The sequence below is a fragment of the Halomonas binhaiensis genome (assembly GCF_008329985.2).
Classification (GTDB): Bacteria; Pseudomonadota; Gammaproteobacteria; order Pseudomonadales; family Halomonadaceae; genus Halomonas; species Halomonas binhaiensis.
In genome coordinates, this window is record NZ_CP038437.2 from 1,424,038 (window position 1) to 1,435,642 (window position 11,605).

The 11,605-nt window shown below is 54.9% G+C and carries 10 protein-coding genes; 6 read left to right on the forward strand and 4 right to left on the reverse strand.

The window, feature by feature from the left end; translation table 11 throughout:
- Positions 1-9 precede the first annotated feature (9 nt).
- The gene (locus E4T21_RS06180) at positions 10-387 is read left to right on the forward strand and encodes a bleomycin resistance protein (RefSeq protein ID WP_205423463.1); all 378 of its coding nucleotides are present in this window, start codon (positions 10-12) and stop codon (positions 385-387) included.
- Between the two features lie 165 nt (positions 388-552).
- Here E4T21_RS06180 and E4T21_RS06185 read toward each other — a convergent pair whose 3' ends face one another.
- The gene (locus E4T21_RS06185; protein WP_149284180.1) at positions 553-846 is read right to left on the reverse strand and encodes a hypothetical protein; all 294 of its coding nucleotides are present in this window, start codon (positions 844-846) and stop codon (positions 553-555) included.
- 400 nt (positions 847-1,246) lie between these two features.
- Entirely contained in the window at positions 1,247-2,491 is a 1,245-nt protein-coding gene (locus E4T21_RS06190) for an MFS transporter (RefSeq protein ID WP_149284181.1), read from the reverse strand.
- 103 nt (positions 2,492-2,594) lie between these two features.
- Between E4T21_RS06190 and E4T21_RS06195 the strand changes: the two genes are divergently transcribed.
- The 5 genes from E4T21_RS06195 to E4T21_RS06215 all read left to right on the forward strand — a co-directional run bounded on the left by E4T21_RS06195 (position 2,595) and on the right by E4T21_RS06215 (position 8,138).
- Complete coding sequence (locus E4T21_RS06195) at positions 2,595-3,041, forward strand: winged helix-turn-helix transcriptional regulator (protein WP_149284182.1); 447 nt, start codon at positions 2,595-2,597, stop codon at positions 3,039-3,041.
- A gap of 372 nt (positions 3,042-3,413) precedes the next feature.
- Positions 3,414-4,001 carry a Csu type fimbrial protein gene (locus E4T21_RS06200; protein ID WP_205423464.1) on the forward strand — a complete coding sequence of 196 codons (588 nt, stop codon included), beginning with the start codon at positions 3,414-3,416 and terminating at the stop codon, positions 3,999-4,001.
- Positions 4,002-4,040: 39 nt separating this feature from the next.
- Entirely contained in the window at positions 4,041-4,766 is a 726-nt protein-coding gene (locus tag E4T21_RS06205) for a fimbrial biogenesis chaperone (protein ID WP_149284183.1), read from the forward strand.
- Positions 4,738-7,176, forward strand: coding sequence for a fimbria/pilus outer membrane usher protein (locus E4T21_RS06210; protein WP_149284184.1), 2,439 nt, complete (start codon positions 4,738-4,740; stop codon positions 7,174-7,176). Before E4T21_RS06205 ends, E4T21_RS06210 begins: the two co-directional genes overlap by 29 nt.
- An 8-nt stretch (positions 7,177-7,184) precedes the next feature.
- Entirely contained in the window at positions 7,185-8,138 is a 954-nt protein-coding gene (locus E4T21_RS06215) for a Csu type fimbrial protein (RefSeq protein ID WP_205423465.1), read from the forward strand.
- Between the two features lie 88 nt (positions 8,139-8,226).
- On the opposite strand, the gene E4T21_RS06220 is transcribed toward E4T21_RS06215, so the two are convergent.
- Both E4T21_RS06220 and E4T21_RS06225 read right to left on the reverse strand, forming a co-directional pair.
- The gene (locus E4T21_RS06220; RefSeq protein WP_149284185.1) at positions 8,227-9,570 is read right to left on the reverse strand and encodes a hypothetical protein; all 1,344 of its coding nucleotides are present in this window, start codon (positions 9,568-9,570) and stop codon (positions 8,227-8,229) included.
- A gap of 265 nt (positions 9,571-9,835) precedes the next feature.
- Positions 9,836-11,584 (reverse strand): acetyl/propionyl/methylcrotonyl-CoA carboxylase subunit alpha, encoded by a 1,749-nt coding sequence (locus tag E4T21_RS06225; protein ID WP_149284186.1) that lies wholly within the window; start codon positions 11,582-11,584, stop codon positions 9,836-9,838.
- Between the last annotated feature and the right edge of the window lie 21 nt (positions 11,585-11,605).

Genomic DNA, 11,605 nt, shown 5'->3' on the forward strand with positions numbered 1-11,605 from the left:
GGAGTGAACATGACGCCAAATATGCTCAGTACCATTCCGGTACTTCAAGTCGAGAACGCAGCACGTAGCTGTGACTTCTACTGCGGCAGGCTAGGTTTCGAAAAGGACTGGGAGCATCAGTTTGAACCCGGCATGCCATGGTTCGTGTCCGTCAGCAGAGGAGAGGTTACCTTGTTCCTCACCGAGCATCCCGAGAGCGCTGCCGGGGCGCTCGTCTACCTGATTGTGGAAGCCGTTGATGCCCTGGCCCAGGAGTTTCAGGCCAACAAGGTAATGCTGGAACAAGAGCCTGTGACCCAGCCTTGGGGAATGCGCGAAATGCAGTTAAAGGATCCGGATGGCAACCGACTGCGTTTCGGGCAGGATATGGAGGACGGAGAGGTCTGATACCCTCGAATACTGATGTTCTGAAGCGCTCAGAGATCGGTGTGAAGGAAACCGAAAACCGCCCCGAAGGGCGGTTTGGATGAGGTGAGGATGGCGTAGGTCCCGACCATCGAAGTGAACCCATTTATCGTATTTGTTGGTTCTTTCGGTTGATCATGAAGCGTATCACTGCCCAATCTCGCCAAAGCGAAAATCAAGAGACATCAGTTTAGGGTAGATATCCAGGGAGGCCAGAGACAGGTGAACATTCCGGATCAAGTGAAGTGACTCGATAGAGAACTCATTGAGCTGCTGGTTCATTTCCTGCAGCTCAGCGTTCTGTTGCTCCAGGGCCTCGAGGTGAACCTTGTACCCCTGACACTTGGCCATAAACTCGGTGAACCGTTTGGAGTCACGATTATCAAGGGTCAGCCTGACGGGCTCCATCCCATCCTCTAAGTCGATTCTGATTTCGGCCATAATTCATTCATTCCTCTGCGTCTATAACACCCTTCAATAGAAGGCAAACACTCAACGCCTTCAGGGTGGAGTGATTTTCGAGGGTCTATTTGCCCTCGTTTCTGGCCTTTACCGGTATGTCCATGCAGGAACGATACTGGCTAAGACTTTTGTGTCTTCCTGACAAAGGTATGAAAAACCACTTCCGTGAGTTTTTGTTCTTAATCCCTTGGGCGGCATGCCTTTGGGATTCATTGCTTTCAGCATCCTTTCGCTTTCCTCAGCGAAAGGGCGCATAGGGTATCATGTAGCTTATCCTGTGGCCTGAAGGGCGAGAGTCATTGGGCTCACTCCCTTGATGCAGAGCGCTCCGCGGAAGATCAATGATTTCGCAAGATGGAAAAGCGGTGTCGTGGCTGTATCAAGCCTGAGCAACTTCACTCAATGCATATTTCCGGGTAACGGCCCAGAATATCAGTGCAAATAAGCTGACGGATGCTCCCAGAATACACACACCTTGCCAGCCGGCGTAGGCGTAAGTGGCGGTGGTGCTGATGGCTCCCAGGCCACTGCCAATCGAATAGAACAGCATGTAAAGGGCGACCAGACGGCTTTGTGCTTCCGGCCGGGTCCGAAAGATCATGCTCTGGTTGGTGACGTGCAGCGCCTGTCCACCCAGGTCGAGCAGCACAATGCCAATGATCAGCGCCCACAGCGACCATTCCATCAAGGACAGTGGCCACCAGGCCAGCAACACCACCACCAGCGCAGCGAAACTGGTGCGTTGTCCGAGGCCATGGTCAGCCCATTTGCCAGCGCGGGCAGCGGCCAGCGCGCCCACCACACCGGCTAGGCCAAAGGCTCCAATGGCAGTATGGGAAAACTCATAGGGTGGCTGGCGAAGTGGCAGTACCAGGGCGCTCCAGAAGATGTTGAAGGCGGCGAACATCAACAGTGCCAGTACACCACGGATCTGCAGCATCCTCTCTTCCCGCAGTAACCCCAGCATCGAGGTTATCAAGCGTGGATAACTCATGGAGCCTGGCGTAGAACCCAGCGCTGGTAGCCATCGCCAGAGTGGCAGGGCAAGTACCAACATCAAGGCAGCGGAACACAGATAGACACCACGCCAGCCAGCCAGGTCACTGACACTGCCTGCGAACACCCGGGCCAGCAGCAAGCCAATAAACACACCACCTTGTGCCGCACCCACTACACGTCCTTTCTCATGAGGTGCCGCTGCGCTGGCCGCGTAAGCGATCAATCCCTGGGTCATTGCTGTACCGAGCAGACCAACACTCAACATGCCTGCCAGCAGGACAGGAACGGATTGTGCCAGTGCGACAACGCATAGCGCCGCCGCCAAGGCCAGTAGTTGCCATGCCATAAGGCGGCGGCGATTCGTCCGGTCACCTAGCGGGACAAGGAACAACAGGGCCAAGGCACAGCCAACCTGGGTAGCCGTGATGACACCGCCGACCGCGGCATGGCTGATAGAGAAGTCCAGCGCCAATGCGTCGAGCAGCGGTTGTGCGAAATAGACGTTGGCAACACTTGAACCGCTGGCCGCGGCGAACAGCAACACCAAGCTGCGCGGCATGGCGTGGTGCACGATGTGCTCTGAATCATCGTACCGCGAGATAGGGATTGCCGGGGAAGCCTTCATGATGACCCTCCTCTGGTTTTGATTTGAAACTGGTTGGAGAGTAGTGGCGGTGGTTTTAAAATGCAACTGAATAAGTCGCTGAAACGTATGGAAGGTAACCATCATGGCTCGCCGAAAAACTAAGGCTGATGAAACTTGCCCAGTGGCACGCTCTGCCGATGTCATCGGTGACCGGTGGTCACTGTTGATCGTGAGGGATGCTTTTGACGGTGTGAGTCGCTTCGGTGACTTCCAGCGCAGTCTGGGGGTAGCCCGCAACATTCTGTCCGAGCGTCTGCGTAGACTGGTTGAAGCCGATATCCTGGAGACTCGGCCAGCATCGGATGGCACGGCGTATCAGGCGTATGTGCTGACAGCCAAGGGAGAAAGTCTCTTTCCTGTGGTGGTTGCCCTGCGCCAATGGGGAGAGCAGCATCTGTTTTCGCGCAACGAACAGCATTCCGTTCTCATGGATAAGGCAACGGAACAACCTATCCCCTACATGGCGCCGCAATCGGCTGATGGAAGTGCTCTGGCGCCATCTGAAACCGTGGTCAAGAAATTGCCATGACAACTGTGCTGCCAGCACATCATCCTGAATTAATTATCAATATAAGAATTATCAAATCCATGTGGTCAGGCAATGATGAGCCTGGTCATGTGGCAGCCAACTGACGTTATCCCTCCTCCACTCAGTCCCCAAACGAGATTGGCTTACTGCCTATTCTTGTAAACTCAATGGTGTTAGTGCGTCTCTTTGCTACACTGATCGCTAAGCCAATGGCATGAATGCGTTGAGTGCATTTTATGGGACCTGCTCATTCCAATGATTTGTCGCATTAGCTATTTCAGCTGGCTCGTGATGAGTTGAAAAGAATTGCCGGTAGTAATGCGCTCATGACTGCTACCTTCCGGCAGGTAGCGCCGAATCAAGGGGATATGTATGCGGACCAATTCTCGTGCTCGTAGTTTTTATGCGCGTGGTTTTTATGCACGTAGTTTTTATTCACGTAGTTTTCAAGCCCGTAGTTTTCAAGCTCGTAGTTTTCATGCGCGCAGTGGCCTTCTGGTCGTCTTGATGCTTTGGGCGGGATACTCCGCTGCCCAGACGGCGACCACCCAGTTCAATGTTCAAATCACCATTGACGCCGAATGCCAGATCAACTCTGCAGCAGATCTGGATTTTGGCAATGCTGGTGTGATTGATACGGCGATCGAAGCCTCAAGTGACATTGCCGTTCTGTGCACAAACGGCACGACTTACGATATCGGGCTGAACGAAGGGCAGGGTACGGGTGCAACAGTGGCGACCCGTTTGATGACGGGCCCAGACTCCGAGACCGTCTCTTATTCTCTCTATACCGATGCTGGCCATACCGATGTGTGGGGCGACACGATTGGTACTGATACAGCTTCGGGCACCGGCACAGGTACTGAACAGGTATATACCGTCTTTGGCCAGGTCCCTGGGCAGGATGCTCCAGCACCAGGCACTTATACCGATGTCGTCACCGTCACCGTGACCTATTGATTGATCTGACCAAAAATCGATCTGACCAAAGAGAGAACGATGCGATCAATCGCCAGATTCGTCACGTGCTTCATCACCGCTCTTAGTCTGTCTGCGCCGTCAGTGGCGGCGTCATTGCGTGTCGCACCCGTTATCCTTGATCTCAGTGCACCGACGTCGGCATCCACGATCCGAATCTGGAACGACGCGCAACGACCGATCAATGTCCAGGTTCGGGTGTTCCGCTGGACCCAGCAGAATGGTAACGATGTCTATGAGACAGCAAGCGATGTTGCTGCCAGTCCTCCCATCACCACGCTTCAGCCTGGTGGCGAGAATATCGTGCGTATAGTGCGAACAACAAAACAGCCCGTACAGGCGGAGGAAAGCTATCGGCTGGTCGTGGATGAGTTGCCATCTCCGTCGCGACAGCATGCCGGCACGGTCACTCTTGTGGTTCGCCATTCGATCCCTGTGTTCTTCGCCGAGCCTGATGTTAAGGATGCGCATCCTTCATGGTCGGTCGAGAAGCGACAAAATGGCTACATGGTTTCGGTACGTAATGATGGCGACCGCCGTTTCAAGGTATCGAATCTCTCCTTGATCAGTGACGGTACGGTCGTGGCCCAGCACGAGGGCCTTGTCGGCTATGTACTGGGGAGTTCGACCGCCAGCTGGTTTGTACCGGAAAAGGGCCGCAGCGATATTTCAGAAGGGGCGGTGACAATAACAGCGGACAGCGAAACAGGACGTTTTGATGCGACCGCACGTATTAGCGGCGGCTAGCATTCTGCTTCCAATGTCGATTGGGTTCCTTGCGCCGTTGTATGGTCAAAAAGCGTTTGCCGGGGCAATTCCTCCTGCTGCCATGGGTTTCGAATCGGCCAGTTCGTTTTCGAACGGCACCCGTGACCTGCAGCTCGAAGTCTTTATCAACGGCACTTCGACTGATCTGGTTGCCGTCTTTCGACAGGACGCTGACGGGGGGCTTGCGATCGCCCCCGACCAGCTACGCAACGTGGGTATCCGGGTGCCTGAAAAGGCCCTTGGGCCGGATGGGCTCGTCGATATCGCACAGCTCCCTGGGGTGTCCTTCGATTACAGCGAAGCCAGTCAAAGCATCCACTTTACCGCTGAGTTCGATGCACTTTCCGAACGTGTCATCGAAGCCCAGGCAAGCGCGTGGGATGAGCCTCCTTCGGCCGATGCCCAAAGCAGCTTTGGTGCGCTCATGAATTACACGCTGTATACCAGTACCGGCGGAGATGACATTGATGACGTGTGGGACTTCGAAGGTGTATCGGGATGGTTCGAAGGCCGTATCTTCAGCCCATTCGGCGTGTTCACGAATTCGTATGTCGCCAGCGCTTCGTCGAACGAGCGTTACGACTCCACGCGCCTTGATACGACCTGGTCTTATTCGAATCCTGAATGGTTAACCTCGTTTCGGGCTGGTGATGTCATCTCCGGTGGCTTGAGCTGGACGCGTCCCACCCGGCTTGGCGGTCTCCAGGTCCAGCGCAATTTTGGATTGCGGCCGGATCTCGTCACCATGCCATTGCCCGATCTGTCTGGATCCGCGGCGGTACCTTCTACGGTCGACATCTACGTCAACAATGCCCGTCGGGTTTCCGAGCAGATTCCGGCTGGTCCGTTCCAGGTGACCAACCTGCCGGTGGTGACGGGAAGCGGGACGGCTCGGGTAGTGGTACGCGACGCACTGGGGCGAGAGACAACCTCAGAGACGCCTTTCTTCGCTTCATCCAACCTCCTGGCGTCAGGGCTTTGGGACTATTCGGCAGAAGCCGGCTTTGCCCGCCGCTTTTACGGGGTCGAGTCCAGTGACTATGACGAGAGCCTCATGGCCTCGGGTACGCTTCGCTACGGACTTTCCGATCGGCTTACCCTGGAGGGGCATGCCGAGGGAGGAGGCGGGCTTGTGAACGGTGGAGCCGGAACGGCGTTTGGCCTTGGCTCCTATGGCGTGGGTTCCCTTGCCGGATCAACAAGCCGCGTTGATGGTCAGACAGGCTTTCAAGTGGCAGGAAGTGCCGAATTCGAGTTCTGGGACTGGCATCTTTTTGCGCGAACACAGCGCACGTTCGGAGACTACAACGATATTGCTGGTGTAACGGCGGATTCTTCCTCGTTCCTGGACGATGGCGTTAATACTGCCGCACCACCGCGCGCGCTGGATCAGGTGTCCATCTCTGCGCCTTTGACGTTCGACCCCTCAACGCTCAATGTCAGCTACACCCAGGTTGAGACAGTCGAGCAAGATCGTTCGCAGATCCTCGGCCTTTCCCTGAACCGTCCGATCGGCAGGGCGTCCCTCTTTGCCACAGCCTTCACGGATCTCGAGGATAGCGATTCCTTCGGCGTTTTTGTCGGCCTTTCAATACCGCTTGGCAGGGATATCTATGCATCGACCGGTGTTTCCTCGGATTCCGACGGGACCTCGGTGACGACGGACCTGGTGAAGGCGGAAAGATCAGAAATCGGCAGCGTTGGCTGGCGTCTTCGCGATACTGAGGGGGAGGTCACCCACCGAGCTGCGGCCATCAGCTACCGCCCATCCTTTGCCCGCCTTGAAGCTGGTGTTGAACAGTATGACGATATTTACCGTGCCACGGGTCAGATAGACGGAGCCGTCGTCTTCGCTAGCCGGGACGTCTTCCTGTCGGACCGGATCGATGACGCCTTCACTATTGTCGATACCGGCGTTGCGGGTGTTGATGTGCAGTATGAAAACCGTCCGGCGGGACGTACCAACCGCAAGGGTAAACTGCTGCTGTCCGATCTGCGTTCCTACGAACGCAACCAGATCTCGATTGATCCAAGAAACCTTCCCATCGATGCCACGATCGGCAGTACCCGCGAGATTACGGTCCCGGCCGACCGTAGCGGTACCGTGGTCGATTTCGATGTTGATACCGACGCCCAGGCTGCGCTTGTCACGCTGCGAAATGCGGCGGGGGAATACCTGGAAACGGGGGCGACTGGCAAGGTCGAGGGTGCTGCGGAAGGTTTTGTCATCGGTTATGACGGCCTGGCCTTTATCACTGGGCTCGATTCGCACAACCGAATCGTCGTGGATCAGCCCACCCGTGGACGCTGCTTCGCTGAATTTGGCTACGAGCCCCACGAGGGTGAACAAGTCACCATTCCCAATGTGGTCTGTCGCCCGATTGAATGAGGAATTGCATGTTGCGTCCTGCCATCATCCCATTGCTCTTCATCCTGCTGCTGCCGATGTCGGCAGCGGCTCAGGTGCTGAATAATTGCTCCTTCAGTGTGACCAACGTCAACTTCGGCAATGTCGACACCTTGACCGGTGGCGACGCCGATACCACTGGAGACGTCGACATCACATGCAGTTCCACACTTGGCGCGACCTTCCGTATCTGTCTTAACCTCAATGCAGGCACCGGCGGCTCAACCTCTGGGGTTCGCCACATGCTTGGTCCGGGCAACGCCAGGCTGGATTACAGCTTCTTCCAGGATGCCGCCCGTGCAACGCCTTGGGGGTCGCGAACACAGTCAGCCCTCGGGACACCGGTCTTCCTGCAGCTATCGGTGCCGGCCCTGGGGTCTGTATCGACCACACGCACGATCTATGCGCGGGTTGCGGGGAATCAACAGGGGGTTGCGCCAGGTGTCTATACGTCAACGTTTCCTGGCGCCCACGTGGAACTCAACTGGCGCACGACCAGCTCAGCCAGCTGCGGTGGTTTGACGCAAAACCCTACGAATTCGAATTTCACTGTGCAGGCAAACGTCACTCCCAACTGCAATGTCACTGCGCAGGACATCAATTTCGGTAATCATGGTGTGCTGGATGCTGCCGTGGATGCCACGGGCGCTATCGCCGTGAACTGCACTTCGGGCACGACCTACAACGTCGGCCTGAACAATGGACTCAATGGTGATGGCCCGACCCAGCGGCGCATGATGCTGGGCGGCCAGGCCATCACCTACGGTCTCTACCAGGATGCTGCCCGCAGCCAGCCCTGGGGCAACACCATCGGAAGCAACACGGCGAGTGGTACCGGCGCCGATGCCACGCAGAACCTGACCGTGTATGGTCGTGTGCCGTCACAATCGACGCCTCCCCCAGGAACATACACGGATACTGTCGTAGTGACGGTCACCTATTGATGTTCTTTATGGATGGTCTTTATTGATGAGTGATTCGCTCCAGTACTGATGGCATCGTGAGATCGCTGTTCACCTGCAATCCGAAGTGTCAGGCTGTTTTGGCGTCGGCATTCAACAGAGAGCGATACTCCTGGAGTTTCTTTGTTATCACGGGCGCATTGGGTTTGAGCAATGCGGCTTGCTTCATGATGGCATTGGCGGTTGTCAGGTCACCGATCTCTTCAAACATGCACGCTGTTTCGCGCAGGACGTCGGCTGACTCTCGATTATTCTTCACCTTGGATTTCAATGAACTGAACGTCGACAAGGTAAATGCCCTGGAGGTCGGCTTTGATATGAGCCACCGCTGACGTAGAGCTTCCATATCCATGGCTGTCGGAATGTCTTCAGCAGGCGCTTCCTGCTCTTCCATGGTCATAGCCGGGTTGTGTACCAGTAGTTCCACGATATTGGCGGGTAACACGGGAGGGCCCATGGATTGCCTTCCCATCAGGTTGGAAAACTGGCCATCGCTGGTGTCTGCATGTGTCTTTATATGGACAAGGTCCTTTATCTCTATCGGGTCGTCAAATGACTCATGGTAATAAAGCTTGCCATTGAGTGTGTAACGGTGTGACTTTCCATGCTTGTCATTTATTGAGATGCCATGGGGTTTCTCAGCCAGGTTGATATAGCCGATGGATAATAGTTCAGAGTTCTCGAATGCTTCAGGCAGCGCGTACTTGACTCCGCTGGCTGTAGAAGTACCATCAAGGTATCCAAGCGATATCAGGCTATTCGTGAAGTTTTCTAGAGATACATTGTCAGACTGACTTTTTACTTTATCAGCAGACAGCACCATATATGGGCTGTTTTTCAATGAATCAAGAATGCTGGATCTCTCAGAAGGGGCATGATGCGCATTTTGTGGCTGGCTTTTTGAGTAGTGCTTCACTATATATTCAGAAAGATACTCACCAAAAATAAAAGACTTCTGTGGCTTGATATGTACCGCATCCTTGTAATGCGTCTTTTCGATCCTGGTTTCATTAAGGTCTATGACGTTATGCCCATATCTTTTTGAAATTCTTTTTATTCTCATATGGTTCTTGTCTCCCGGCTTTAGAAATCGGATAGGAAACATGACGTTTATGATAGGTGTCCCAAGCATCGAAAGAAGTTTATAGTAATTATTTATGTGGTGAAAGTAATTGTTGATCCTGTTCTTTTTCTGATAATGATTGCAATAGAAGTTTATATCATTGACATAGTGGTCAATGATGATGATGTCACTTGACATCAAGGATTCCGCATTGTTAAGTAATTGCTTGATGTGAAAGAATATAGGGTTTCTTCCAGAAGATAAGTTATTTACCTCAAATTTTTCCCGCAATGCCTGGGTATAGCCATTCTTTATCACTGAATTGCTGGTTCCAATAATAGATACTTTCATATTCCATCCCTGTAAGTTGAATATAAAATGATGCAGCTTATGTGTGCATAAAAATATATTGAACAATATTGTATTTTGTCACAGGAATGACGAGAGTATTCTGTTGTATACGCGAGGTATTTTTATGTAATTGATGATGTTTACTGTGTCTGTGTTTTTAGTCAGTCTGGAAATGACGATGTCCTGCTATCCCGGTGGCGATCTCCACTTCCACCTGATGCCGGTGGAAGTGGAGATACCTATCGCTTGCTTCTCGCTTGCTCCGTCAATCGCCTTCGATCAGCCGGGCGATGAGCGTGGCGGCTTCCACTTGTTCGCCCGCCTTGGTCAGCAGTTGGACTCGGCCACGTCGAGAAGCTGTCACGGTGGTTTCCATCTTCATGGCTTCCATGATGGCAAGGGTATCGCCCGGTTCGACCAGGGCGCCATCTTCCACCGACCACGACAGCAGGTTACCGGTAATGGGGGACAGGACCCCATCTTCCGGCGAACTGTCCTGCGCTTGAGGTCCATCCTGTTGGTGCTGTGGCAGTGCGCCTTCGGGAATGGTCTGAATGGCATTCAACAGTTCCACTGGCAGTCCGATCTTGACGCGACGCCCGTTGATTTCCATCACCGTGTGGTGCAAACGAACATCACCGGCAGGTTGGGGGCGTTCCGCTGTCGGCAGGTCTGTGAGTTGCGTCTCTATCCAGCGCGTATGGACCTTGAAATTATCCTGGCCGACAAAATCGTCATGCTGCATGACGGCCTGATGAAAGGGCAGAACACTGGCGACCCCCTCGATGCGGCATTCCTGCAATGCCCGTCGTGCACGAGCGATAGCCTGCTTGCGTGTCGCGCCCGTGACAATCAACTTGGCCATCAATGAGTCGAACTCGCCAGGTACGCGTGAGCCTGAGTCCACGCCGCTATCCACGCGGATACCGGGGCCGGAGGGCATGCTGAATGTGGTGATGCTGCCAGGTGTCGGCAGGAAGCCTCGCCCGACATCTTCGGCATTGAGGCGGAATTCGAAGGCATGGCCTCGTGGCGTCGGTGTTTCAGTAGAGGCAAGGGGCAGTCCGTCAGCAATGCGCAGTTGCTCGACGACCAGGTCGATGCCTGAGGTTTCTTCGGTAATGGGATGCTCTACCTGCAGCCGGGTGTTGACCTCAAGAAACGAAATGGCGCCACTGGTGCTGAGCAGAAACTCCACCGTACCGGCCCCGACATAGCTAGCTTGGGCACAGATATCCCGGGCGGCTGTCATCAGCGTCCGATGCTGATCCTCGCTGAGGAAAGGCGCCGGAGCTTCCTCGACCAGTTTTTGGTTGCGACGCTGCAATGAACAGTCGCGCGTGCCCAGCACCTGAACGTTGCCATGCTGGTCCGCCAGTACCTGGACTTCCACGTGGCGCGGGCGGTCAAGGTACTGCTCGACAAAGCATTCCCCACGGCCAAAGGCCGCTGTCGCCTCACGCACGGCGGAAGCATAGAGTTCTTCGACCTCGTCGAGTTGCCAGGCGACCTTGAGTCCTCTGCCACCTCCGCCAAAGGCGGCCTTGATGGCAATCGGCAGGCCATGCTCGCGGGCAAAGGCCACGACCTCAGCGGCGCCTGTGACGGGGTCTGTTGTGCCCTGAACGAGTGGCGCACCCACCTGCATGGCGATCTTGCGCGCCTGAACCTTGTCGCCGAGTTGTTCGATGGAGGCAGGGGATGGGCCGATCCAGGTCAGGCCTGCATTGATCACGGCTCTGGCAAAGTCGGCACTTTCGGACAGGAATCCGTAACCGGGGTGTACCGCGTCAGCTCCGCTTTGATGGGCAATCGAGAGCAGCTTATCCAGATTGAGGTAGGTCTGCGTCGCGCTCTTTCCTTCCAGTGCATAGGCTTCGTCGGCGACCTGGGTATGCAGCGCGTTGAAGTCTGCATCTGCATAGACGGCCACCGAGGACACGCCGTAGTCGGCACAGGCACGTGCGATGCGCACGGCAATCTCGCCACGGTTGGCGATGAGGACTTTTTTCATCGGTGCATTTTTCATCGGTGC